Genomic DNA, 23114 nt, shown 5'->3' on the forward strand with positions numbered 1-23114 from the left:
TTGAACGTGACAGCGGACCAGTTCCTGGCGGACCTCAGGAAAAAGGGCAGGCCCTGTCCCCATCTTGCGGTCGCCATTGGAAATGAGGACTACTACCAAGAGGCCATCAAGGAAACCATGAAAAAACGGATTGCCTTTGACCATAAAGGTGAGGAACTTAACACGTGGACTTTCGAGGATCGATTCAATCTTGTCGACCTGCGGGAAGCCATTTGTTCCCAGTCTTTTTTTGGGGGGCTCAATTGGGTCATTGTCAGTGATCCCTTTGTTCTTCAAAAGACCAAAGACGCAGCAAGTGTTCCGCCGACCAAAGGAAAAAGCAAAAAAAAGGAAAGCGCTTTAGAGGCCTTCCTTGAACTTGTCAGTGATATCCCTGCTTCGACTTACGTCCTTATCCAGCTTAGCGCCATCGATAAGCGGACGAGCGCGGCCAAAAAGCTCGGAGCGATAGCACCCTTGGTTGAGTGTCAACCCATCAAATGGTATCAGAACAATGCCCTCATGCCTTTTCTGCAGGAACAGGCTGAGCGATACGGCGCCCGCTTCGATCAAGGAGCCAAAGCCTTGATTGAAGACTATGTAGCAGCGGCCGATGAAGTGCCCCTCCTTTTTTTGGAGCGGGAAATCGAGAAGATTGCTCTTTTTGCCGGGGACCGTAAGATCTGGACCGTTGATGATGTACGGCAGATGTTTTCCCAGTTGCCCCAAGTATCAAATTTTGCCCTAGGCCGGGCCATCGAAGAAAGGAACCTGACCTTGGCGCTGGAACTGATTGCAGCAGAACGGAAGGATGACTCTAAATTTGTTTTGGCCCTTTATGTCGTTACTTCTTCCCTGCGTCTGCTGACCCAAGTCAAAGCCATGATGGCAAAAGGTGCTCGACAGGACGAGATTGCCCAAACCCTGAAAAAGAATCCCTACATCGCCAAGCTTGCCATGCAGCGTGCACGAAATTATTCCCATGAATCCTTACAAAAAGCCTTGGTGGACCTGGCGGTGCTGGCCATTTCTTACCGCAGTGGAGGCGGGGACAAAGGATGGAAGTGGTCACGTCTTGAGGAAATTATCATTTCATTAGTAGGAAGAGATTGAACTTGAGGAGGAAGTATTACGATGACCTTAGCTTTGAATTCTTATCAAACAATGGCAGTCGGCATTTTGCTGTATTATCTGGGTAAGTTCCTGAAAGCCCGCATTAAGTTCCTGCGTACGTACTGCATCCCGAACCCGGTTATTGGCGGTATCCTCTTTGCTCTTTTGAACCTCGCCCTTCATCAAAGCGGTGTCGGTGCCGTCAAACTTGATACGGTACAGCAGAGCTTCTTTATGAACATGTTCTTTACGAGCATCGGTTTTACGGCATCCTTTGCCCTTCTTAAAAAAGGCGGCCGCGACGTTCTGATCCTCACGATTATCTGCGCTATCCTTGTTACCTTGCAGGACGTCATTGGTGTCGGCCTTGCCAAAGTTGTGGGCCTGCATCCGCTCCTTGGCCTCTGCGCCGGTTCCGTACCGCTTGTCGGCGGCCATGGTACGAGTGCTGCTTTTGGTCCTTTCTTTGAAAACATGGGTGTTGAACGCGCCAGTGCCGTTGCCATCGCTATGGCAACCTTCGGCCTGATTTCCGGTTCCCTTATGGGCGGCCCGATTGCGCATCGCCTGATTTCTAAGTATAACCTGCACAGCAACGAAACGAATGTATCGGCTGTTGATCAGGCTTCTGATGTGGAATCGGCTGCAGTTGTTCCCATGGTTCCGGAAAAGTTCATGCTGGCTACGGGCGAAATCCTGCTCTGCATGGGTGTTGGTACCTATGTAGCGGCTTTCTTCAAGAGCATTGGCCTTGTGTTCCCGTTCTATATCAGCTCCATGCTGGTCGCTGCCGTTCTTCGCAACACGGCTGACCATTCCTCGAGCCTTGATGTGCCAATTCCTGAAATCCAAACCATGGGTGATGTTGGCCTCAACATCTTCCTGTCCATGGCCCTTATGAGTCTGCGCATTTGGGAACTCTTCGATATCGCTGGTGCGCTCTCCATCATCGCAGTAGCCCAGGTTATTTTCATGGCCCTGTTCACCTACTTTGTCATATTCAACGCTATGGGCCGCGATTACGATGCTGCCGTCGAAGTTTCCGCTGTCTGCGGCTTCGGGATGGGCGCAACGCCGAACGCAATGGCCAACATGAGTGCTGTTACGGCCGTTCATGGTCCTTCCACGCGCGCTTTCTTCTGCGTACCGCTGGTTGGTGCCTTGTTCATTGACTTTATCAACTCCAGTGTCATCATGATCTTTACGAACTTGTTCAAATAAAGGTCCTAGAACAGATCAAAGGGGCTATGAAGAAATGAGTCTATCATTTCTTCATAGCCCCTTTTTTGTGGGGGAAGATGGGGGCAAGGAAAGCCGGCGTCTGGTCCCGTTTCCTTTTCATGAAAAAAGGCTCCTTGGATGGTGTAGGATGTGTAGGATGGTGTGGCGTCAGGGAAAAGGAGCTTGGACCATCCTAAAAAGGGGAGATCCGCCTTTTTCTTTGCCCCCATGGCCTACCATCGCAACCCTGGCGCGCGGCGTCAAGCTGCCCCGTCATGGGTACCCTGAGGACGTAAAAACCGGCCTTCCATAGGATCTTGTGCCTATGGAACGCCGGTTTTTCTTTAGGTGCCCTTTTTTATTATGCGTGCTTTTCTTTTCCCCCATCTGCTGGCGGCAGGTAGACATCGGGCTGGGTAAAGCCCCGTCCAAAGACATCGTTTGCGTCTTGGACGAGGACAAAAGCAGCGGGGTCGACACGCTCAATGAGTTTTAGCAGGTGCCCCAACTGGCGGATCTTTACGACGACAAGAAGGATTTCCTTGTCTTTTCCCGTATAGCCGCCGGCCCCTTTGAGAATGGTAATGCCACGGTTCACCTCGCCGATGACGAGCTTGCGGATTGTATCGGGCTGCTGGGTGATGATGAGCACACTTTTTTTGTAGTCAAAGCCAACCATCGCGACGTTTGTCGCCTTAAAGCAGAGGAAGAACAGGACAAGGCTGTAGAGAACCGGTTCAAGGCCGACAAAGTAGAGGGCGCAGGTAACGACGATGGCGTTGAAGATAAAGTTGGTTGTGCTGATGCTGATATTGTAGAATTTCTTGGCAATGAATCCTAGGATATCGACGCCGCCTGTCGATCCATCAACCCGGTAGACCAGGGCCGCCCCAATGCCTTCAAGGGCGCCGCCAGCGATACAGGTAAGAAGCGGATCTGTGACATAGGTTGTGTGGGAAAGGAAGGCCGTACCATCAAGGAAAATAGAAAAGAGTGCAGTTCCAATGAGGCTGTCCATGAGGAATTTGCGGCTCATGAATTTATAGGCCATGTAAAAGAGCGGCACGTTGAGCAGAAAGCTTGTAATGCCCATGGGAAAGCCTGCAATATAGTAAATCAGCATGGCAAGACCTGCAATTCCTCCGGAAAGGAAATGGTGCTGGACGAGGAAAACGTTGATGGCAAGGGCCATGATGAAGCAGCCCAGGGTAAAATGGAGATACTTGATGATGTGTTTTTTCATGGAGGTCACCTTCTTTGCTTGATCGGGAGCGGGCACAGGAAGGGATAGCCGCATTTTAAGCCCGTACTTATCCCTTCCATTTGGTTTTGCTTTTTCCATTGCTTGTCCTATTCTATCATGTTTTTATGTACTTTGACAGATGGACATTTTGAATAAGAACGTTTTTTGAAAATATTCTTACGAATGTTCACAATTTACTTGTTTTTATTGCCGTTTCACGGTACAATGAATACAAAATACAAAGAGGTGGAAAGTGAACATGAAGGAATTCGCCCCTGGCAAGATCAACCTGGCCCTGCGCGTTGGAAAACGCCGTGCCGACGGGTTTCATGATGTCGATATGGTCATGCAGAGTATCTCCCTTGCGGACACGATTACGCTGGAAGAAGCTCCTACCCTTACCTTGACCATGGATGGCGCGGCCTTGCCTTGTGATGAAAGCAACCTAGCTTACAAAGCAGCCCTTGTTTTTGAAAAATGGACAAAAATAAAGCCGGCCGTTCACATCCACATCCAAAAACGCATTTATCTTGCTGCCGGTCTGGCTGGCGGCAGTGCAGATGCAGCAGGGGTCCTGCGCATCCTCAACCGGTACTATGGAAAGCCTCTTACAAGGGGCCAATTGGAGGAAGGGGCTGCTGAAATTGGCAGTGATGTTCCTTTCTGTATTGCCGGCGGGACGCAGCGTGCCCTTGGAAGAGGGGAACTGATGAGACCGCTGCCCCCGTCGCCTACGCTCTGGATGGTCCTTGCCAAACCAGCGGCACTGGGGGTCTCGACGGCAGAGGTCTATCGCGCCCTGGACGGCGTAAAGGAACGGAAAGAAACGGATACCGATGCCTGTGTGGCCGCGCTCGAGCACCACGACACAAAGGCCCTTCTTTCTGCGCTCAGCAATGACCTGGAAGCGGTTACCTTGGAAAAGGTGCCCTTTCTGGCTGCCTTGAAAGCGGCCATGATCCGTTTAGGTGCGGAAAAGGCCATGATGAGCGGCAGCGGTCCTACCGTCTTTGGCCTTGTAAAAGATGAAGAAACGGCATGCCGACTGAAGGAAAAGCTCCGGGAAACCTTTTCTCAGGACCTGCTTCTGGATGTGGCATGTACGGAGGAGGAGTATTATGGTTAAACATTTGAGGCAGATTCCCTTGGATACTTATAAACCGCTTCGGGAAGTGGTCATTGAAAATATCCGGGATGCCATCTTGAGCGGGGACTTTCCTGCCGGGATGCGTCTGACGGAACTGCAGCTTGCTGACGAAATGGGTGTCAGCCGGACCCCGATCCGGGAAGCCATCCGCAACCTGGAACAGGAAGGCCTTGTGGTTATGATCCCACGGCGCGGCGCTTACGTTGCCGACGTGTCGATCCATGACATCAATGAAGTCTATGAGATCCGTACGGCCCTTGAAACCTTGGCGGCAGGGCTTGCCGCGGAACGCATTGAGGATTCTGAAATCGAGGAAATGGATAAATATCTCATTGCTACTAGGACCTATGTGAGCCGTCTTGACTATACAAAAATCGTTGAAATGGATACGGCTTTCCATGATGTCATCTATAAGGCCAGCCGCAATAAACGCTGCATGAACATTATCAGTACCCTCCGGCAGCAGATCACAAGCATCCGCGAACGGAGTATGCCTTACCCGGGGCGTCTTGATGAAATGCTTTTGGAACACCGGGCTATTGTGGATGCCATTGCCCAGCGGGACGTGGAAAAAGCCCAGATGGCCGTCAAGACCCATATGGAAAATGCGGAACGGACCTTGCTCCGCGTCATTGAAGAACAGCACCTGGTACCAACAAAGAAACACGAACCATAAAAAAGAAAAAAGCGCAAGTCATGCATCAGAAAGTAGAGGGGATCTTATGGCTAGAGTAAAACGTTTGGAAAGGATCGTGGCCCTGACCAAGGAACTGACGGATAAGCCTTTCCAGCTGTTTCCATTTTCCTATTTCTGCGACAAATTCACTGTCGCCAAATCCACGCTGAGTGAGGACGTGCAGACTGTTCGCAACGGTCTTGCGGCCTATGACCTTGGCATCATTGAGACGGTGGCCGGCGCCAGCGGGGGCGTCCGTTTCATTCCTTACCACACGGCCAAATCGGACAATCAGTTCCTGGGTGAGCTTTGTGAACGCCTCAATTCACCGGACCGCGTCCTGCCGGGCGGCATGATCTATATGAATGACCTCATCCTCAATCCTCAGATTGTTTCGCGTCTGGGCGAAATCATCATGCAGCGCAGCATCGAACTGAAACCTCAATATATCATGACTGTTGAAACAAAAGGCATTCCTTTGGGCCTGTCTGCTGCCAAGGCTTTCAATATTCCCATGGTCATGGCCCGCAAGGAAGCGCGCATTACGGAAGGCCCGGCTGTGAGCATCAGCTATCTGTCCGGTTCCACCAAGAAAATCCAGTCCATGTCGCTTCCTAAAAAAGCCCTGCCCCATGGCGCCCGCGTCCTTGTCATCGATGACTTCATGCGCGCCGGCGGCACCGCCAACGGCTTGTGCGAACTGGCTGAAGAAGTAGGCGCAGAAGTGGTTGGTGTCTATCTCTTCATTGCTGCCAAGGAACCTGCCAAGAAACTTGTTCGTGAATATGCATCCCTGCTGACGCTTCGGGGTGTCGACGAAACCAGTAAAGCGGTTGATATCGTTCCCGAAATGTTATAAACATCCATCCCCATCATCCCATTCAAGATTTTCTTTTAAGGAGGAAAACCAAACATGAACGAAGCAAGTGTAACACTCAATGCCATCGAAGAAGCAAGAGCCCGTTTGAAGGGACTGATTCATGAGACGCCCCTTGACATGTCCCACACGATTACCACCTTGGCAGATAGGGAAACCTACCTGAAACTTGAAAATCTCCAGCGCACAGGTTCCTTCAAGATCCGTGGTGCTTCAAACTGCATCATGACCTTGAGCCCGGAACAAAAGCAGCGTGGGATCATTGCGGCCTCTGCCGGCAACCATGCCCAAGGCGTTGCTCTCGGCGGGACCATGAACTCCATTCGTTCCACGGTCGTCATGCCGGAAGCTGCCCCCTTGGCCAAGGTCCAGGCAACCAAGGGCTATGGCGCCAATGTTGTCCTTCACGGCAAAACTTTTGATGAATCCTTGGCTAAGGCCATGGAAATCCAAAAGGAAACTGGCGCTTATTTTGTTCATCCCTATGATGATCCCATGGTCATTGCCGGTCAGGGTACGGTAGGGCTTGAAATCCTTGAACAGTGCCCTGACGTTGAAAACATTGTTGTTCCTGCTGGCGGCGGCGGACTGCTTTCTGGGATTGCCACGGCCATCAAGAATAAGGCACCTCATGTCAAGGTCTATGGCGTGCAGAGTGAAAAGGCACCGGCCATTTACCTGGGCAAGAAGCAGCACAAATGGGTCAGCCATCCGTCGGGCAAGACCATTGCCGATGGCTGTGCTGTTGGGATGCCGGGAAAATTGACCTTTTCCCTGATCCAAAAATATGTAGATGACATGCTTTTGGTCAAGGAAGAAGATATTGCAGCCGCCATGCTGCTTGTTCTCGAACGGGGAAAACTGGTCATGGAAGGGGCCGGTGCCATGCCGGTAGCAGCTGCCCTGCAGCATCTTATTCCTACACCGGGCAAGACGGCCCTTGTCATCAGCGGCGGCAACATTGATGTCAATACTGTTTCCCGGATCATCGAAACGGGGCTCATGCGGACGGGACGGCGCGTGAAATTGGAAACGAGAATGGCTGACCGTCCGGGCGAACTCGTAAAATTCATTAAACACCTTGAAAAAATGCAGGCCAACATCCTGTCCATCGCCCACGAGCGTGTGGATCGCAGCCTGCCCCTTGGTGAAACCATCGTTTCCGTCGAATTGGAAACCAAGAACGCAGCCCATGTAAATGAAATCGAAGAAGAGCTGCGTCAAGCAGGATATACTATCGAGGTCCGCTAAAAGTTTTTATGCGGGCCTCTCCATGAGGAGGCTATTAAACCATGTCAGAATTTGCTGCCATTATTCTTGCGGCAGGTAAGGGAACGCGGATGAAATCCAAACTTCCTAAGGTCCTACATAAATTATCGGGAAAACCCATGCTGGAACATGTCCTTGACGCAGCAGGGGAAGCCGGTGTCGATGATGAGATTGTCATCGTGGGGTTTGGCTCGGAAAAGGTCACGGAGTTCCTCGGAACCCGGGCCCGTGTGGCCATCCAGAAAGAACAGCTGGGAACCGGTCATGCCGTTCTCCAGGCACGGGATCTTTTAGGCGGGGAAAAAGGAACGGCCCTTATCCTCTGCGGGGATACGCCCCTTTTGGAAGGTGCGGAGCTGAAGAAATTTTATGAGACGCACCTTGAAAGCGGTGCCGGCGTCAGCGTCCTTACTGCAGACGCTCCCAATCCCTTCGGCTATGGACGCATTCTGCGTGACCGTGTAGGCCGCGTTACGGGAATCGTGGAAGAAAAGGATGCCAGTGAGGCCCAGCGGAAAATCCACGAAATCAATACGGGGATTTATTGCGTGGAAATGCCGCTGCTCTTTGACCTTTTGGAAAACTTGTCCAATGACAATGCCCAAGGGGAATACTATTTGACAGATATCTTGGCTGAATGCCTGAAACGGGGCCGTGATGTGTGCGGCATCAAGACCCAGGATTTTGACATGGTCATGGGCATCAATTCCCGCCGCCAGCTGGCCCAGGCACAGCGCGTCATGAATGAGCGCATTGTGGGCCGCCTCATGGATGAAGGCGTAACCATCATGGATCCTGACACGACCTTTGTGGAAAAAGGGGTCAAAGTGGGCCGCGATACGATTCTGTATCCCTTTACCCTGCTCGAAGGGGAAACGGAAATCGGCGAGGACTGCGTCATTGGTCCGAATGTTCGTTTTACGAATGTCGCTGTCGGCAATGGTTCATCCATTCAGTTCGCCTATGCCCATGACTGCCGGGTCGGAAATGAGGTTACGATGGGCTGCTTCAATCACCTGCGCCCTCATACCGTGCTTTTCGATCACGTCAAGGTCGGCAACTTTGTCGAAGTGAAAAATTCCACGGTCGGTGAAGGAAGCAAGCTGCCCCATCTCCAGTACATCGGTGACAGCGACATTGGCAGCGGCGTCAATATGGGCTGCGGCACCATCACGGTCAATTATGACGGCAAGGAAAAACACCGCACCACCATCGAGGATAACGCCTTTGTGGGCTGCAACAGCAACCTTGTGGCACCGGTTACCATTGGCCGGGGAAGTTATGTCGCGGCCGGCTCGACCATTACGAAAAATGTACCGGAAGATGCACTTGCCGTAGCTCGGGGCAAACAGGTGAACCTCGAGGGCTGGGCCAAGAAGCATCGGGAAAAATGAGGTTGTTTTTGACGGCCTCCCGTTGTATACTTTACCTATTGGTAGCGTACTGATAAATTTTTTACAAAATAGTTGGGGGTATAAGAATGTTGGGTAATAAGACAGGCGATGACATGAAGATTTTCTCCGGTAACGCCAATCCGGACCTGGCACGCGAAATTGCTGCGTATCTGGGCACACAAGTAGGGGATGCCGTCATCAACCGTTTCAACAACGGTGAAGTCCAGGTCATGATCAATGAAAGTGTCCGCGGCAAGGATGTATTTGTTATCCAGCCGACCTGCGGACCCAGCGTCAATGACAATGTCATGGAACTGCTCATCATGTGTGATGCCTTCAAACGTGCCAGCGCCAGACACATTACGGCGGTTGTGCCTTTTTATGGCTATGCCCGTCAGGACCGCAAAGCCCGCGGCCGTGAACCGATTACGGCAAAACTGATGGCTGACCTGATGGCTGTTTCCGGTATTACCCGCGTTGTCACCATTGACCTGCATGCTGCCCAGATCCAAGGTTTCTTTGATATCCCTGTAGACCATATGCCTGGCGGCCCAATCCTTGCTGACTACATCAAGGAAAAAGGGTTCAGCCATGAAGACATGATTGTTGTTTCCCCGGATTTAGGGGGTGTCAGCCGTGCCCGTAAGATTGCCACGCGCCTCAACTGCGGCATTGCCATTATCGACAAGCGCCGTCCGGAACCGGGGGTAGCAGAAGTCATGAACCTTATCGGTGATGTAAAGGGCAAGATCTGCATCATGGTGGATGACATTGTGGATACGGCAGGTTCCCTGACTGAGGGGGCCAAGGCCCTTGAAAAGTTCGGTGCCAAGGAAATCTATGCCTGCTGCACCCATCCCATCCTGACCGATCCGGCCCTCAGCCGCATCGCCAAGAGTAACATCAAGGAACTGATCGTTACGAACACAATTCCCCTGCCTCCGAACAAGAAACATCCGAAGATCACCCAACTTTCCGTGGCTCCCATCCTGGCGGAGACCATTCTTCGCATTTATAATCAGCTGTCCATCAGCCAGCTCTTCGAGGAGTAAGGAAAGTGAGCTTTGGGGCCATTCGGGAGCTGCTGCAGTACACCCTGCAGCAGCTCCTTTTGTCACCTAAAAAGGAGGAACAGGGAGTGAAACTCGTCGTTGCCCTCGGCAATATTGGTTCGGAATATGCGATGACGCGCCATAATATTGGCTTTATGACAGCTGATATTTTGGCCCGGCGCTGGGGTATGGAAGGGGATTGGAGAAAGGCGGAACGGGCCTTTTATTTGGAAAAACGGGTTCCGGAAAAAGTGTTTCTCATCAAACCCACAACGTACATGAACCTTAGCGGCGATGCTGTCCGTGATTTTGCCGGTTTTTACCATCTTCAGCCGGAAGACATCCTTGTCATCCAGGACGATATGGACCTTCCCGTAGGGTCGCTCCGGATCCGTAAACAAGGAACCTCCGGCGGTCATAATGGGCTCAAGTCCATTGAAAAAGCGCTGGGAAGTGAACACTATCCCCGCATCAAAGTCGGGATCGGTCACCCCATGCGTGTCCAGGAAGCCGTTGTTTCCCATGTCCTGCACCGGTTTGAGGGAACGGACCGGGAAACGGTTGCCCAAATCCTGGAAAAGGCGGCAGATGCCGTGGAAGACTGGATGAAGGGCGCTTCCATAGGCGAGCTGAGCCAAAAATACAATCAAAAAGTCAAACGGGAGAAAAAGTCCATCTGACATAAAAAGACCTTCCAGCGGCGGCTGGAAGGTCTTTTGTGGTTCTTATTCCTTATCTTTGCCAAAAACTTGTTCTTTCATGCGGCGGCCTGTCGGCGTGGCAGCAAGCCCGCCGCCGGCGGTTTCCCGAAGGCTGGCAGGAAGGGCATTGCCGACATTTCTCATGGCGATGATGCATTCATCAACAGGAATGCAGGAGCCGATGCCGGCAAGGGCGATATCGGCGGAGGAAAAAGCGATGACAACACCGCCGGCATTACGCTTTACGCAGGGAATTTCTACAAGGCCGGCGACAGGGTCGCAGACTAGGCCGAGCTGGTTAGCAATGGCAACGGCACAGGCGTCAGCACACTGCGAAGGGGTACCGCCCGATAGTTCGACCATGGCAGCAGCCGTCATGCCGGCTGCACTGCCGCATTCTGCCTGGCAGCCGCCTTGGGCGCCAGCGATGCAGGCGTTTTTGGCGATGACCATTCCAAAGGCTGCTGCCGTGAACATGCTCATGACCACATCCTTGCGGGCCATGCCCTTATCTTCCATGAGGGTAAGGAGACAGCCCGGCATGATGCCGCAGCTGCCGGCCGTCGGCGTGGCTACGATGCGCCCCATGGAAGCGTTGCAGCCGGATACGGAAAGGGCCCGCATCATGGCACGGCTCACAATGCTGCCCGATAGGCCGCCCTTGGTTTCCGTGCTGTACACATCCATTTTGTAGCCTTCTCCACCAGTGAGACCGGATGTGGATTTTTGGTCCTTCCGTTTGCCAAATTGGACCGCTTCAATCATGACATCGACATCATGGTCCATCTTTGCGAAGACTTCTTCTTCCGAAAGGCCCATATCGGCGGCCTGATCGGCAAGGACGACTTCACTGATCTTTTTTCCTTCTTTTTCAGCAGCTTCCACAAGGGAAGCAATGGAATCATAACTTAACATGGTGGTTCTCCTTTACGCGGCAATTAGATGGAACGGATGAGGAAGACGTTGGTCACGTTCTTCACGGTCCGGATATCTTCAATCATGCCTTCCGGCGGCATGCCATCGATTTCAATCGTCATCATGGCAATGCCCCCTTTAACAGGACGGGAAAGCTTGAAGTTTCCAATATTGACTTCTTTGTATTTTTGCCACATGATGTTCGTGACTTCTGCAATGACGCCCGGACGGTCGTAATGGGGGACCAGGATGGTGTTGTGTTCCCCGCTAAAGTCAACATCCATGCCATTGATGGAGTCGACTCGGATATTGCCGCCGCCGATGCTGGCCCCTTGGACCACAACGGGGGTGCCATTGACGCCCTTGACGTGGATGCGGGCCGTATTGGGATGACTGCCCGGAATCTGGGTGGGCACAAAACGATAGGTGATGCCGGCTTTATCGGCAATGGAGAAGATATCGCGGATTTCCTCGGAATAGCTGTGGTAGCCCATGATACCTGCCAGCAGCGCCCGATCCGTGCCATGGCCCCGATAGGTCTTGGCAAAGGAACCAGACAGTTCAACGGTGACTTCCTTGGGCGCTTCCTGGTTCAAGACCTTGTTGGCGACGCGGCCCAGACGGACGGCACCGGCTGTATGGGAACTGGAAGGACCGATCATGATCGGCCCGATAATGTCAAATACGTTCATGATAACCCTCCTTTAGGGTAAAAGGGAAGGGTGCCCCTTTGATCCAATGAAGAAAGAAGTTGTTTCAATATTGGAGTGGCACCCTTGGCAAAATGAAAGCAAAATGCTTATTTTTCAATCCAAGTTTTATAAACTTTATCAACGACGACGGCAATGGCGTTATCACCGGAAACGTTGCAGGCCGTGCCGAAGGAATCCTGGGTGATGTAAAGGGCAACCATGAGGGCGCAGATCGGGCCGTTGGGGTCACCCAGCTGCTTACCAAAAATCATCCAAAGGAAAGGAAGGGCCGTCATGATGGAGCCGCCAGGAGCACCCGGAGAAGCAACCATGGCAATGCCGAGGGTCATGATGAAAGGAACAACCGTGCCCAGATGGATAGGAATCTGGTTCATGAGGCAGACTGCCGTAGCACAGGCCGTGATGGTGATCATGGAACCGCACATATGGATGTTGGCGCAAAGCGGAATGACAAAGTTACGGATCTGTTCGCTGACGCCGTTGGCTTTGGCGCATTCCAGGTTAACCGGAATGGTGGCGGCAGAAGACTGGGTTCCCAATGCGGTGGTATAGCCAGCAATCTGGTTCTTCATGAGCATGAAGGGGTTCTTGTGGCCAATGGTGCCGGCAACCATGAACTGAACAAAGAGCAGGATGAAGTGCATGGCGATGACCACAAGGAAGACTTTCCACAAAACGCCCAGGATGACGAAGGTCTTACCCGATTTGGTCATATCGACGAAGGTCCCGCAGACATAAAGCGGAAGGAACGGGATGATGGCATGGGTCAGGACAGCGTCGATGATGCCGGAAAAATCCTTTACAGTACCATAGAGGGTGTCGCCAATGGTCTTGCCTTTAAGGGCGGACAGGGACAGGCCCAGGATGAAGGCGAGTACAACAGCGGAAATCGTATCAAGGATTGGCGGAATGGAAATGGAAAAGAACGGTTCGAGGGTAACGCCAGCGACCTTGGAAAGCTGTTCCGTAACGTTGCTGCTAATAAAAGAAGGAAAAAGATTGTCAGCGACGAAAAAAGAGAACGTGCCGCCAACGAGGGTGGAACCATAGGCCAATAGGGCCGTGATGAGAAGCAGTTTGCCGGCGCCTTGGGTAAGGTCAGCAATCCCCATCGTGACATAAGCCAGGATCATCATCGGGATGACAAACTTCAGGAAGTTGCTGAAGATCCCCGATAAGGTGACAACAAGGCGGCAGACCTCTGTCGGCATGTACTGCCCAATGAGGGTACCTAGGATGATACCAATGATGATTTTAGGAACAAGACCGAGTTTCATGAAATAAAATCCTCCCCTTTTGTAAATGGATCAAACTGGTTCCATCGGTCAGGAACATCACGTTTGATTTTTCTGTAATTTCACTATACTATATGGTATAATATAAATCAAATTAATAAAATTAAAATGAGTAATGAAAAAATATGAAAGCGAAAGGCGCGTGGAAATAAAATGGAACTAAGACAATTGAGAAGCTTTTTGAAAATTGTGGAACTGCAAAGTTTCTCAAAAGCGGCGAAAGATTTAGGATACTCACAGTCCGCTCTGAGTGTACAAATTCATGGGTTGGAACAAGAACTTGGCGTGCGTCTTTTTGACCGTATGGGAAAACAGGTAGGTCTCACCCAGCCGGGTAAGGAACTTTGCCAGCGCATTGTCCCCGTACTTCATCAATTGGAAGAGATTCGCGTCGTGATGCAGGAAAAACCGCCGGCAGAGACGCTTCACCTCGGGATGATCCAGTCCCTATGCAAATGCAAGATGCCGAAATTGATCCAGTTCTTCCGGGAAAACTATCCCAACATGAACCTGACCATCACGCTTGACAGCCCGTCGGCCCTTCTGGACAAAATGGACCATAACCAAGTGGACTTTGTCTATATCCTTGATGAAAAGGTCTACAACGTCAAATGGGAAAAAGTACTTGAAGAAAAAGAGGACATTGTCTTCATTGGGTCCATTGATTCTCCCTTGGTCTACCGAAATGAAGTGGCCCTTGAAGAACTTATCAGCCAGCCCTTCTTCCTCACGGAAAAAGAGGACAACTACCGACGCGCCCTGGACCAATTCCTGGCCTCCAAGGAGCTTGAAATCCAGCCTTTTCTTGAAGTGGGCGATACGGACTTCATCCTTGATATGGTGCAGCGCAGCATGGGCTTTACTTTCCTGCCCCGCTACGTCATGGAAAATTCCTATTATCGGGATAAGCTCAAGATTGTCAACGTACCGGGCTTTCATATGCACATGTACCGCCAGCTTTTCTATCATAAGAACAAATGGCTCACCAGCGGCATGAAGACCATCTTGGACCTTGTGGAAGGGGGAAAGCTCTAAACTCCCCATAAATAATGCCTTGCGTCCCTCTTTCTTGTGTGGTACAATACTAAGGCATTAATGTCTGGATATATTGGTGTAATATGAGAAAGAGGTGTCAAAGACATGAAAGAAGGAATTCATCCTAACTATGGTGAATGCACGGTCATCTGTGGCTGTGGCAACACGTTCAAGACGGGCAGCGTAAAAAAGGAACTTCGCGTAGATGTATGCTCCAAATGCCATCCGTTCTACACGGGCAAGCAGCGTGATATGTCCGCAAGAGGCCGCATCGAAAAGTTCAACAAGAGATACGGCAAGGATTCCAAATAAAAATGCGAACCGACAGCAGAGCCTTGGCTCTGCTGTATTGCTATACGGAGAAGAACCAAAATGACGAAAAAACTCAGTGTCGGCGGCCAAGCTGTCATTGAAGGGGTCATGATGAAGGGGCCGGAAAAGATGGCCGTTGCCGTGCGGCAGGCAAATGGGGAAATTGCCGTAGATGTCAAACCGATTTCAAGTATCAGGGACCGCTATCCCATTTTTAAGAAACCGTTTCTGCGAGGCATCGTTTCTCTCGTTGAATCCCTGGTTGATGGAATGAAGGCCCTGTCCTATTCGGCCCAGATATCAGGTGAAGAAGAGGAAAAGCTGGACGATAAGGAAATGGCCCTTACCATTACGGTGAGCGTCCTTCTTGCCGTCCTTTTATTTGTCGTTGTGCCGACCGGGGCTATGCGGCTTTTACAGGACCGCGGCGTCGGACCTGTTGCCTTGAACTTGATGGAAGGGTTCCTGCGCCTGGGCATTTTCCTTCTATATATTGGGGGCATTTCGCAGCAGAAAGATATTCAGCGGGTCTTCCAATACCATGGGGCTGAGCACAAGACCATTTATACTTATGAACACGGACTTGCTCTTGTCGTGGAGAATGTGCGTCCTTTTTCGACGCTTCATCCTCGCTGTGGGACGAACTTCCTCATGATTGTCATGCTCATCAGCATCTTCATCTTTGCCTTTTTGGGCTGGCCCAGCCTTCCCATACGGATCGTGAGCCGCATTGTGCTTATGCCTGTCGTGGCGGGGATCAGTTATGAAATCATTCGCTATGCGGGAAGCCATATTGAGCATCCCTGGGTACGCCGGGCCATCCTGCCGGGTCTGCTCCTGCAGAAATTGACGACAAGGGAACCGGATGACAGTCAGATTGAGGTGGCCATTGCCTCCCTTAAGGCGGTCCTGCCTCCTGACGAAAGCCATGAACAAGAATAAAGGAAGACAAAGCCATGTTTGAACATTTGGATAAACTCCAGGCCTTGGAAGACCGCTATATTGACCTGGAAGCAAAGATCAGCGATCCTTCCGTGATCAGTGATCAAGCGCAATGGCAGAAATATACCAAGGCCCACGCAAAACTGACCGATGTGGTGGAAACCTATCGGGCCTACCAAAAATTGAAGAAGACCTATGATGACGACCGGTCCCTCCTGGAAATGGGGGAGGGCGATGAGGAACTGGCGGCCATGGCCGAAATGGAAATGAAGGAACTGGTCCCGCAGCTGGAAGACTACGAAAAGCGGCTGACCATCCTCCTTCTTCCTAAAGACCCCAACGATGAAAAGAACATCATCATGGAAATCCGCGCCGGTGCTGGCGGGGATGAAGCGGCCCTTTTTGCCGGTGACCTTTTCCGCATGTATACCCGCTATGCCGAAACCAAGGGATGGCGCGTGGAACTCATGGACTCCAGCCCTACGGGACTTGGCGGTTTCAAGGAAGTCATCTTCATGGTGTCCGGGACCGATGTCTACAGCCACATGAAATTTGAAAGCGGCGTCCACCGCGTGCAGCGCGTTCCCGAAACAGAAGCCCAGGGACGTATCCATACGTCGACAGCAACGGTGGCCGTCATGCCGGAAGCAGAGGAAGTGGATGTTGATATCAAGATGAGCGATATCCGCATCGATACGTACCGCGCTGGCGGTGCCGGCGGACAGTATGTCAACAAGACGGAATCAGCCGTGCGCATGACGCATATCCCCACGGGCATCGTAGCCCAGTGCCAGGATGAAAAATCCCAGGCAAAGAACCGGGAAAAGTGTCTTCGCGTCCTTCGCTCCCGCATCTACGAGGCCGCCCAGCAAGCACAGCGCGCGGCCGAGGAAAGTGAGCGCCGCAGCCAGGTTGGAACGGGGGACCGGAGTGAACGCATCCGGACCTACAACTTTCCTCAAGGACGTGTCACGGACCATCGCATTGGCCTGACGCTCCATAAATTGACGGATGTCATGAACGGCGACTTGGATGAACTCTTGGGAGCCCTCATGACGGAAGAACAGACCAAAAAATTACAGCAGGTGAAATGATGCAGGAGATGTGGACGATCTTACGGATCCTCAATTGGACCAAGGCTTATTTTGAGGATAAGGGCATCGAGTCGCCGCGCCTTGATGCGGAACTGCTCCTTTGCGCCGTCCTTGGGATGCGGCGCATAGACCTGTATACCCATTTTGACCAGCCCTTGGAAAAACAGGAGCTGGCGGCGTATCGAGGCTACGTTATGCGCCGGGCCAAGCGGGAACCGGTGGCTTATATCCTCGGCGAGAAAGGCTTTCTCGATTATACCTTTGCCGTGACGGCGGATACGCTCATTCCCCGTCCGGAAACAGAGCTGCTTGTCGAAAAGATCCTGGCTGTGCTAGCAGACGGGCCCCTTGACATCTTGGAGCTCGGTGTGGGAAGCGGTGCCATTCTTATTTCCCTCCTGCTTAAACGTCCAGAGGCTCGAGGTCTTGGCGTCGATATTTCGGAAGGGGCTGTCGCGGTCGCGCAGAAAAACGCTGAGACCCTAGGGGTCAAGGACCGCAGTGAAATCATCGTATCCAATCTTTTTGAAAAGGTGCCTGAAGGCCGCAAGTTTGATCTCATCGTTTCCAATCCACCCTACATCCCGAAAAAAGACCTGGCCTGCCTTTCACCGGAAGTTCAGAAGGAACCTTTAGGCGCCCTTGACGGCGGGGAAGACGGTCTTGATTTTTACCGACGCATCGTGCGGGAAACAAGGACTTATCTTAAAGAAGATGGTCTGATTGCTTTTGAAGTGGGTATTGGTGAAGGCGCGGCAACGGCCGACCTTCTTGTTCAAAATGGCTGCGGAGCGGCCCGCGTCTTCCTTGACTATGCAGGGATTGACCGCATGGTCCTAGCAGCAAAAGAGGGGACAACCTATGCAGACAAAATTATGGAAATTGGACAATAAGCGGAATCAAGCGATAGAGGAAGCCGCTGCCTTGATCCGGAAAGGGAAAGTTGTCGCTTTCCCGACGGAAACGGTCTATGGCCTTGGTGCTAATGGCCTTGATGGTGCGGCATGCCGGAAAATCTTTGCCGCTAAGGGCCGTCCGGCCGATAATCCCCTGATTCTCCATATTGCCGAAAAAGAAGATATGGAGGCGCTTACGAGCGGGCTTTCGCCTCTGGCCCAAGCCTTGATGGACGCCTTTTGGCCTGGCCCGATGACTCTCATTGTGCCGAAATCGGACAAGATCCCTGACGTTGTGACGGCGGGCCTTGATACGGTGGCTGTGCGGTTTCCCAGTCATCCTGTCGCGCGCGGCCTGATCCGGGCAGCGGGCTGCCCCATTGCGGCGCCGTCAGCCAATAAATCAGGAAAACCGAGTCCCACAACCGCCCAGGATGTGCTCCTTGATATGGACGGCGTCATTGCTGGCGTCCTTGATGGCGGTACCTGCGACATCGGTGTCGAATCGACCATCATTGACACAACGGGCAAGGACCCGGTGATCCTGCGTCCCGGCGGAATCACGCGGGAAATGATCAAGGCCGTCATGGGGCGCGTGGTCCTGGACCCAGGGCTTGTCAAAAAAGGGGAAACGCCCAAGGCTCCGGGCATGAAGTATCGGCACTATGCCCCGACTGCACCCATGCTTCTTGTGGAAGGACCAGAAGCTTCTTTGGGCCTCATCCGCCTTGCCATCATGGCCGAAGCCCATGGCCTTAGGACCGGTGTCATTGCCTTGAAGGAGACCGTGGACCATCTCCCCAAGGGCGGCAATTTTGTCATTCATAATGGAGGGGCCACCCTTGAAGCGTACGCCGAAACACTTTTCCACGACCTGCGCGCCTTTGACAGCGAAGGCGTGGACCTCATCCTGGGCGAAGGGGTGCGTGAGGACCAAATCGGCCTTGCCATCATGAACCGTCTGCGCAAATCGGCCGGGCATAACCTTATCTGGGCCGAAGGGGGCCTGCTTTATCATCAAAGCGGTTCCGTTCCTGACTGTCTGGGAACCCTTGTCATGGAAGGTATGCCGGAAAGATAATGGGCCGTGGGAAAAAGTCTTGAATGGTTCGTTCCAGCCCTGAAGGGTGGGCCGGACCTTTCTTTTCACGAGGCCTAGGCGAAGGCTCTTTGAAAACAATGAAATATGGCTGTGAGGGAATGGAGGGGATTTCTTCACAGTTTTTTTGTGTAAACTTATGCAAAAATGATGTATAAAATTAAGTAACAACAAGAAGAAGCCTTTGTGTTAAAATGAAAGGTAGAGTAATCCAACCGTAACCAAGCAAAGGGGGAACGATGATGAGAATCATTATGGGCTGCGATCACGGCGGCTTTGAACTCAAGGAAATCCTGAAGAAGGTCCTCATTGAAAAAGGCTATGAAGTGGAGGACTATGGAATCCATAAACAGGAGCGTGTCGATTATCCGGACTATGCCCAAAAGGTGGGAGAAGCTATTGCCAGCGGCAAGGGTGACCAAGGCATCCTCATCTGCGGCACGGGAATCGGTATGAGCATCGCAGCCAATAAGGTGAAGGGCGTCCGCGCTGCCCTTTGCAATGACTGCTATTCGGCTGCCAAAGCCAGACAGCACAACAATGCCAATGTGCTCTGCATGGGGGCCCGCGTCCTGGGGCCGGGCCTTGCCCAAGAAATTATGGAAGCCTATCTCAATGCTTCCTTCCTTGGCAGCTATCATGAAGGCCGTGTGGAAAAGATGATGGCCCTTGAAAAATAAAAGAGGTCTTGAACATGAAACTGGAAGAATTGGTGCAGGAACTGGAAGAATCCATTGAGGAACTTATTCGCAAGGGCAATGCCAAGGCAGGCAGCGTTCTTGTCATTGGCTGCTCTACGAGCGAGGTCTTGGGCAATCGCATTGGTACAGGAGGCAGTCTCAAAGCGGCGAAAGCCTTTTTTGCCGCTGTCCATAAAGTAACCAAAAAGCATAAGATTATGCTGGCTGCCCAGTGCTGCGAGCATTTGAACCGGGCCCTTGTGGTCGAGGAAAAGACCATGGAAAAACTGGGGCTCCAAGAAGTTACGGTGCGCCCTGTTGAACACGCTGGCGGTGCTTGGGCGACGGCGGCCTATGAGGGCTTTTCCAAACCGGCGGTGGTCCTTGCCATCCGCGCCGATCTGGGGCTTGATATTGGTCAAACCTTGATTGGCATGCACCTTAAACCCGTTGCCGTTCCTGTCCGTCTTTCGCGAAAGAGATTGGGCGAAGCCGTTCTTACGGCGGCCTTTACCCGTCCGCCCCTCATTGGTGGTGCCCGGGCCGTATATCCGGATAAGCAGCTGCGCTGACCCTGGTACGGTGGGCTCTATCTATCCCATAAAAGTGAACAAGATAAAGGAGAAATGAAGATGCAAATCCATGTCGTTGACCATCCCTTGATTAAAGAAAAAATGACCCGTCTTCGAGATAAGAACACACAGCCCAAGGATTTCAGACAGCTCCTTGACCAAATTGCCCAGCTGCTGCTTTTTGAAGTGACCCGTGATCTTCCTGTCCGTCATAAGAAAGTCACGACACCTCTTGCTGAAACAACGGGCTATGAACTTGCTGTATCAGGGATTACGGTAGTACCGATCCTCCGCGCTGGTCTGGGGTTCCTCGATGCGGTCATGGACCTTGTGCCGGAAGCCAAGGTGGGGCATATTGGCCTTACCCGCGATGAGGAAACGCTGCAGCCCATCAAATATTACTGCAAGATGCCCAAGGACAAGGATGCGGAAATCATCCTTATCGATCCCATGCTCGCTACGGGCGGCAGTGCCGAAGCTGCCATCACCATGCTCAAACAGGATGGCTACAAACATTTCCGTTTTATGTGCCTTGTGGCCGCGCCGGAAGGGGTTGCCCTTGTCAACCGCAGCCATCCGGAAGTGCCCATCTATACGGCAGCCCTTGATGACCATCTGAATGAAGATGGCTATATCGTTCCCGGTCTTGGTGATGCCGGCGACCGCGTCTTTGGTACGCTGGAGTAACCGATGAAAAGACCGGACTGGGACAGTTATTTTATGGAAATTGCTGAGGTGGTTGCCAAGCGCTCCACCTGTCTGCGCCGACAAGTGGGTGCTGTTTTGGTCAAGGACCGGCAGATCCTTGCTACGGGCTACAATGGGACGCCCAAGGGGATTGCCCATTGTGAAGAAGTGGGATGCCTTCGGGAGCAGCTCCATGTCCCCAGCGGTCAGAACCACGAACTTTGCCGAGGGATACATGCCGAACAAAATGCCGTCATCCAGGCTGCTGTAAATGGCGTATCCACCAAAGGCGCGACGCTGTACTGCACGCATCAGCCCTGCGTAGTCTGCTCCAAGATCCTCATCAACGCCGGGATCGAACGCATCGTCTATGCTCATCCGTATCCTGACCGGTTGGCGCAGGAGATGCTTGCCAGCGATAAGCAGCTGACTTTGGAAGAATTCAAACCGAAAAAAGACGGGTAAAAGCCAAAAAGCGCTCCAAAAGGTGGAGCGCTTTTTTCTTATTTTGAACTTTGTAGATAACGTATAGACAGCGATAGCTTCTGGAACAATCTGCCTTCGTGATTTTTCTTGGTCCTTGGTACAACGCATCAAGCCGTAGTTAAGGGCATCGCCGATTGATTCGCAAGCCGCCTTGTGTCTTAGAAAAAGCTGCGCGCCGTTTCTTTGCAAGTGGCAGTGAGGACCCTTCGCCCGGAGTTTTGAAGGCCGCTTTTGAAGCACTAGCGGAAGGGCACCGGGGCATGTTTCCAGGCGAATCATTTCGAACACCTTCCCCCGTCAAGGGGCGGATTGGGTCCAGCGTTGCCGCTTTCTTCGAATTTTTTTGAAAGCCCGTGAGGCACGGCGCCAAACCGTCCCTTCCTTGCTTGGGAAATGATTCTTATGTTTTCGGGCGGCTTTACCGTGAATTTGTGTATCAAAGCATCTTATGATGGGCCATGGCTTCATTGCCCTCCATGAATCTTAAAAAGGCAATGAAGGCGCCCTGTGCAGAAAATCGGCGCGATTTGTGAGCTAAGTAAAAAGAAGAAGGCGTAAGCGGCCAGGCGTCAGCTATCGGAAATTGTGAAACAATCTTTTCTGCGATAGGTTAGGCCCTCATTGCGATCAAAAAATCTTTTATCAAAGAATGAGGACACGTAACTCCATCAACCCAGCCCGGTTGATGGAATGAGTAAAAAATTATAACCGTTCCAGCAGCCAATCTACATTCTCCGTATCATATTCGATCTGTTCAGACCAGCGGCGCAGGGCTTCCTCCAGATTGCCGTGAAGGGCCGTTTCCATAAAGATGAAGTCCGTGCTGCGGCGGGCATAGGCGCTGACCGCATCAAGGCCATAGGCTTCGACTTTATCGAGCTGACGGTAAAAGATAAATTGATAGATCCGGTCAAACGAAATGGGGTCATAGACCTTTTCATAAGAAGCCACTTTTTTCAGCAGGACGGGAATCATGTCCTGCAGGCGGCGGAGCTCTTCCGTCCATGCTTCATCAATGGGTTCAGTGATCATGAGATCATCCAGGATGCTTTGACATGATTTGCTGCTGAAAAGGGGGGCATAGTGGATCAGGCTTTCCGGCAGGGGAAAGCCCATGAAGTCCATGAGTTCCTTGAAGGTATAGACAAAAGCCGTGTCTTCTTCGGAAAAGGTAAGCGGCTCGTGAGGGGCTAAAAGAAGCTCGCACGAGGCTTCGCAGCAAAGTCCTGTGCCGCAGAGAATGAATTCATCGACATACGTGAAAAATCGGGGATGGACCGTGCAGATATCACAGAGCTTATCTTCCCCCAGCGCTGTGATGACTTCGCAAAGCCCGTCCGGCCGCAGCAGGGCACAGAAGCCTTTATCCGTTAATTTGAAATGCCAGCCATCAGGACCTTTTTCCATATGGTCCCGGAGCTTTTGGCCCAGGGGCGTCTTGAGGCCGCGGTAGTAGTCCGCTGTATCGTCATCAATATCGATTTCCCATTTCTGGCAGCATGTATGGCGGCAGGCACCGGCCTTGCAGTGGAAATCATTGAAACCTTGGGGCAGGATGGAAATCATGGGATTCACCTCGAAAGCGTAGTATTCTTTCATTATACATCGTCTGTCTCCTTTGGCGGAGGAAAATCTCTTTTTTTCTATAAAAATGAGCGTAGGGTTAATTGTAAAATGAAATAGGACATATAAAAAGACATACAGGAAATCTTTTGG

24 protein-coding genes are annotated in these 23114 nt (G+C 51.9%); 19 read left to right on the forward strand and 5 right to left on the reverse strand.

All coding sequences use genetic code 11. The annotated features are described in order from the left end of the window. Positions 1-6 precede the first annotated feature (6 nt). Both holA and gltS read left to right on the forward strand, forming a co-directional pair. Positions 7-1092: a DNA polymerase III subunit delta gene (gene holA / locus QZQ08_RS04775; protein ID WP_296328741.1), complete on the forward strand. Its 1086-nt coding sequence runs from the start codon at positions 7-9 to the stop codon at positions 1090-1092. A gap of 21 nt (positions 1093-1113) precedes the next feature. Beyond that, on the forward strand, positions 1114-2313 hold the full coding sequence (gltS, locus tag QZQ08_RS04780; RefSeq protein WP_296328677.1) for a sodium/glutamate symporter: 1200 nt from the start codon (positions 1114-1116) through the stop codon (positions 2311-2313). A 361-nt stretch (positions 2314-2674) separates the two neighbouring features. Here the strand turns inward: gltS and QZQ08_RS04785 are convergent, their stop codons facing one another. Then, positions 2675-3556 carry a YitT family protein gene (locus tag QZQ08_RS04785; RefSeq protein ID WP_296328681.1) on the reverse strand — a complete coding sequence of 294 codons (882 nt, stop codon included), beginning with the start codon at positions 3554-3556 and terminating at the stop codon, positions 2675-2677. Positions 3557-3815: 259 nt separating this feature from the next. Between QZQ08_RS04785 and ispE the strand changes: the two genes are divergently transcribed. The 7 genes from ispE (at position 3816) to pth (ending at position 10651) form a co-directional block, all read left to right on the forward strand. Next, positions 3816-4682, forward strand: a complete 867-nt coding sequence (gene ispE / locus QZQ08_RS04790) for a 4-(cytidine 5'-diphospho)-2-C-methyl-D-erythritol kinase (RefSeq protein WP_296328684.1) — start codon at positions 3816-3818, stop codon at positions 4680-4682. After that, positions 4675-5379, forward strand: a complete 705-nt coding sequence (locus QZQ08_RS04795) for a GntR family transcriptional regulator (RefSeq protein ID WP_296328686.1) — start codon at positions 4675-4677, stop codon at positions 5377-5379. The genes ispE and QZQ08_RS04795 overlap by 8 nt, the downstream gene beginning before the upstream one ends. 46 nt (positions 5380-5425) lie before the next feature. Further along, positions 5426-6238 carry a pur operon repressor gene (purR, locus tag QZQ08_RS04800; protein WP_009015497.1) on the forward strand — a complete coding sequence of 271 codons (813 nt, stop codon included), beginning with the start codon at positions 5426-5428 and terminating at the stop codon, positions 6236-6238. A gap of 54 nt (positions 6239-6292) precedes the next feature. Then, positions 6293-7507 carry a threonine ammonia-lyase gene (ilvA, locus tag QZQ08_RS04805; protein WP_296328690.1) on the forward strand — a complete coding sequence of 405 codons (1215 nt, stop codon included), beginning with the start codon at positions 6293-6295 and terminating at the stop codon, positions 7505-7507. Positions 7508-7548: 41 nt separating this feature from the next. Next, a complete protein-coding gene (gene glmU / locus QZQ08_RS04810; RefSeq protein ID WP_296328694.1) occupies positions 7549-8919 on the forward strand; it encodes a bifunctional UDP-N-acetylglucosamine diphosphorylase/glucosamine-1-phosphate N-acetyltransferase GlmU in 1371 nt (456 codons plus the stop codon). 86 nt (positions 8920-9005) lie between these two features. Then, positions 9006-9971 (forward strand): ribose-phosphate pyrophosphokinase, encoded by a 966-nt coding sequence (locus QZQ08_RS04815; protein WP_296328697.1) that lies wholly within the window; start codon positions 9006-9008, stop codon positions 9969-9971. 5 nt (positions 9972-9976) lie between these two features. After that, complete coding sequence (pth, locus tag QZQ08_RS04820; protein ID WP_296328702.1) at positions 9977-10651, forward strand: aminoacyl-tRNA hydrolase; 675 nt, start codon at positions 9977-9979, stop codon at positions 10649-10651. A 45-nt stretch (positions 10652-10696) separates the two neighbouring features. On the opposite strand, the gene sdaAA is transcribed toward pth, so the two are convergent. From sdaAA to QZQ08_RS04835, 3 genes are all read right to left on the reverse strand, one after another. Continuing rightward, positions 10697-11587, reverse strand: coding sequence for an L-serine ammonia-lyase, iron-sulfur-dependent, subunit alpha (sdaAA, locus tag QZQ08_RS04825; RefSeq protein WP_296328705.1), 891 nt, complete (start codon positions 11585-11587; stop codon positions 10697-10699). A gap of 23 nt (positions 11588-11610) precedes the next feature. Beyond that, positions 11611-12279: an L-serine ammonia-lyase, iron-sulfur-dependent subunit beta gene (sdaAB, locus tag QZQ08_RS04830; protein WP_296328708.1), complete on the reverse strand. Its 669-nt coding sequence runs from the start codon at positions 12277-12279 to the stop codon at positions 11611-11613. Positions 12280-12386: 107 nt separating this feature from the next. Beyond that, the gene (locus tag QZQ08_RS04835; RefSeq protein WP_296328711.1) at positions 12387-13577 is read right to left on the reverse strand and encodes a dicarboxylate/amino acid:cation symporter; all 1191 of its coding nucleotides are present in this window, start codon (positions 13575-13577) and stop codon (positions 12387-12389) included. Between the two features lie 171 nt (positions 13578-13748). Between QZQ08_RS04835 and QZQ08_RS04840 the strand changes: the two genes are divergently transcribed. From QZQ08_RS04840 to QZQ08_RS04885, 10 genes are all read left to right on the forward strand, one after another. Next, positions 13749-14630 (forward strand): LysR family transcriptional regulator, encoded by an 882-nt coding sequence (locus QZQ08_RS04840; protein ID WP_296328715.1) that lies wholly within the window; start codon positions 13749-13751, stop codon positions 14628-14630. A 105-nt stretch (positions 14631-14735) separates the two neighbouring features. After that, positions 14736-14942 carry a 50S ribosomal protein L31 gene (gene rpmE / locus QZQ08_RS04845; RefSeq protein ID WP_009015489.1) on the forward strand — a complete coding sequence of 69 codons (207 nt, stop codon included), beginning with the start codon at positions 14736-14738 and terminating at the stop codon, positions 14940-14942. Between the two features lie 60 nt (positions 14943-15002). Next, the gene (locus QZQ08_RS04850; protein WP_296328721.1) at positions 15003-15884 is read left to right on the forward strand and encodes a DUF1385 domain-containing protein; all 882 of its coding nucleotides are present in this window, start codon (positions 15003-15005) and stop codon (positions 15882-15884) included. 14 nt (positions 15885-15898) lie between these two features. Continuing rightward, the gene (gene prfA, locus QZQ08_RS04855) at positions 15899-16978 is read left to right on the forward strand and encodes a peptide chain release factor 1 (protein WP_296328725.1); all 1080 of its coding nucleotides are present in this window, start codon (positions 15899-15901) and stop codon (positions 16976-16978) included. Next, positions 16975-17871, forward strand: a complete 897-nt coding sequence (gene prmC / locus QZQ08_RS04860; protein ID WP_296328728.1) for a peptide chain release factor N(5)-glutamine methyltransferase — start codon at positions 16975-16977, stop codon at positions 17869-17871. Before prfA ends, prmC begins: the two co-directional genes overlap by 4 nt. Further along, complete coding sequence (locus tag QZQ08_RS04865) at positions 17840-18955, forward strand: L-threonylcarbamoyladenylate synthase (RefSeq protein ID WP_296328730.1); 1116 nt, start codon at positions 17840-17842, stop codon at positions 18953-18955. The genes prmC and QZQ08_RS04865 overlap by 32 nt, the downstream gene beginning before the upstream one ends. A 260-nt stretch (positions 18956-19215) precedes the next feature. After that, complete coding sequence (gene rpiB, locus QZQ08_RS04870) at positions 19216-19653, forward strand: ribose 5-phosphate isomerase B (protein ID WP_296328744.1); 438 nt, start codon at positions 19216-19218, stop codon at positions 19651-19653. Between the two features lie 14 nt (positions 19654-19667). Then, positions 19668-20225, forward strand: coding sequence for a TIGR01440 family protein (locus QZQ08_RS04875; protein WP_296328733.1), 558 nt, complete (start codon positions 19668-19670; stop codon positions 20223-20225). A gap of 60 nt (positions 20226-20285) precedes the next feature. Beyond that, the gene (upp, locus tag QZQ08_RS04880) at positions 20286-20912 is read left to right on the forward strand and encodes a uracil phosphoribosyltransferase (RefSeq protein WP_296328747.1); all 627 of its coding nucleotides are present in this window, start codon (positions 20286-20288) and stop codon (positions 20910-20912) included. Positions 20913-20915: 3 nt separating this feature from the next. Continuing rightward, positions 20916-21377 (forward strand): cytidine/deoxycytidylate deaminase family protein, encoded by a 462-nt coding sequence (locus QZQ08_RS04885; RefSeq protein WP_296328736.1) that lies wholly within the window; start codon positions 20916-20918, stop codon positions 21375-21377. 723 nt (positions 21378-22100) lie between these two features. Here QZQ08_RS04885 and fliB read toward each other — a convergent pair. After that, entirely contained in the window at positions 22101-22997 is an 897-nt protein-coding gene (fliB, locus tag QZQ08_RS04890) for a flagellin lysine-N-methylase (RefSeq protein ID WP_296328738.1), read from the reverse strand. Between the last annotated feature and the right edge of the window lie 117 nt (positions 22998-23114).

The organism is uncultured Acidaminococcus sp. (assembly GCA_900538365.1).
GTDB lineage: Bacteria > Bacillota > Negativicutes > Acidaminococcales > Acidaminococcaceae > Acidaminococcus.

Excerpts from the sequence above, each read along its gene's own strand:
- glmU (WP_296328694.1), top strand. The coding sequence starts at position 7,549 with ATGTCAGAATTTGCTGCCATTATTCTTGCGGCAGGTAAGGGAACGCGG.
- QZQ08_RS04885 (WP_296328736.1), top strand. The coding sequence starts at position 20,916 with ATGAAAAGACCGGACTGGGACAGTTATTTTATGGAAATTGCTGAGGTG.
- rpiB (WP_296328744.1), top strand. The coding sequence starts at position 19,216 with ATGAGAATCATTATGGGCTGCGATCACGGCGGCTTTGAACTCAAGGAA.
- QZQ08_RS04815 (WP_296328697.1), top strand. The coding sequence starts at position 9,006 with ATGTTGGGTAATAAGACAGGCGATGACATGAAGATTTTCTCCGGTAAC.
- QZQ08_RS04850 (WP_296328721.1), top strand. The coding sequence starts at position 15,003 with ATGACGAAAAAACTCAGTGTCGGCGGCCAAGCTGTCATTGAAGGGGTC.
- QZQ08_RS04865 (WP_296328730.1), top strand. The coding sequence starts at position 17,840 with ATGCAGACAAAATTATGGAAATTGGACAATAAGCGGAATCAAGCGATA.
- QZQ08_RS04875 (WP_296328733.1), top strand. The coding sequence starts at position 19,668 with ATGAAACTGGAAGAATTGGTGCAGGAACTGGAAGAATCCATTGAGGAA.
- QZQ08_RS04835 (WP_296328711.1), bottom strand. The coding sequence starts at position 13,577 with ATGAAACTCGGTCTTGTTCCTAAAATCATCATTGGTATCATCCTAGGT.
- fliB (WP_296328738.1), bottom strand. The coding sequence starts at position 22,997 with ATGAAAGAATACTACGCTTTCGAGGTGAATCCCATGATTTCCATCCTG.
- gltS (WP_296328677.1), top strand. The coding sequence starts at position 1,114 with ATGACCTTAGCTTTGAATTCTTATCAAACAATGGCAGTCGGCATTTTG.
- upp (WP_296328747.1), top strand. The coding sequence starts at position 20,286 with ATGCAAATCCATGTCGTTGACCATCCCTTGATTAAAGAAAAAATGACC.
- sdaAA (WP_296328705.1), bottom strand. The coding sequence starts at position 11,587 with ATGTTAAGTTATGATTCCATTGCTTCCCTTGTGGAAGCTGCTGAAAAA.
- QZQ08_RS04785 (WP_296328681.1), bottom strand. The coding sequence starts at position 3,556 with ATGAAAAAACACATCATCAAGTATCTCCATTTTACCCTGGGCTGCTTC.
- sdaAB (WP_296328708.1), bottom strand. The coding sequence starts at position 12,279 with ATGAACGTATTTGACATTATCGGGCCGATCATGATCGGTCCTTCCAGT.
- rpmE (WP_009015489.1), top strand. The coding sequence starts at position 14,736 with ATGAAAGAAGGAATTCATCCTAACTATGGTGAATGCACGGTCATCTGT.
- QZQ08_RS04840 (WP_296328715.1), top strand. The coding sequence starts at position 13,749 with ATGGAACTAAGACAATTGAGAAGCTTTTTGAAAATTGTGGAACTGCAA.
- prmC (WP_296328728.1), top strand. The coding sequence starts at position 16,975 with ATGATGCAGGAGATGTGGACGATCTTACGGATCCTCAATTGGACCAAG.
- purR (WP_009015497.1), top strand. The coding sequence starts at position 5,426 with ATGGCTAGAGTAAAACGTTTGGAAAGGATCGTGGCCCTGACCAAGGAA.
- ilvA (WP_296328690.1), top strand. The coding sequence starts at position 6,293 with ATGAACGAAGCAAGTGTAACACTCAATGCCATCGAAGAAGCAAGAGCC.
- prfA (WP_296328725.1), top strand. The coding sequence starts at position 15,899 with ATGTTTGAACATTTGGATAAACTCCAGGCCTTGGAAGACCGCTATATT.
- QZQ08_RS04795 (WP_296328686.1), top strand. The coding sequence starts at position 4,675 with ATGGTTAAACATTTGAGGCAGATTCCCTTGGATACTTATAAACCGCTT.
- ispE (WP_296328684.1), top strand. The coding sequence starts at position 3,816 with ATGAAGGAATTCGCCCCTGGCAAGATCAACCTGGCCCTGCGCGTTGGA.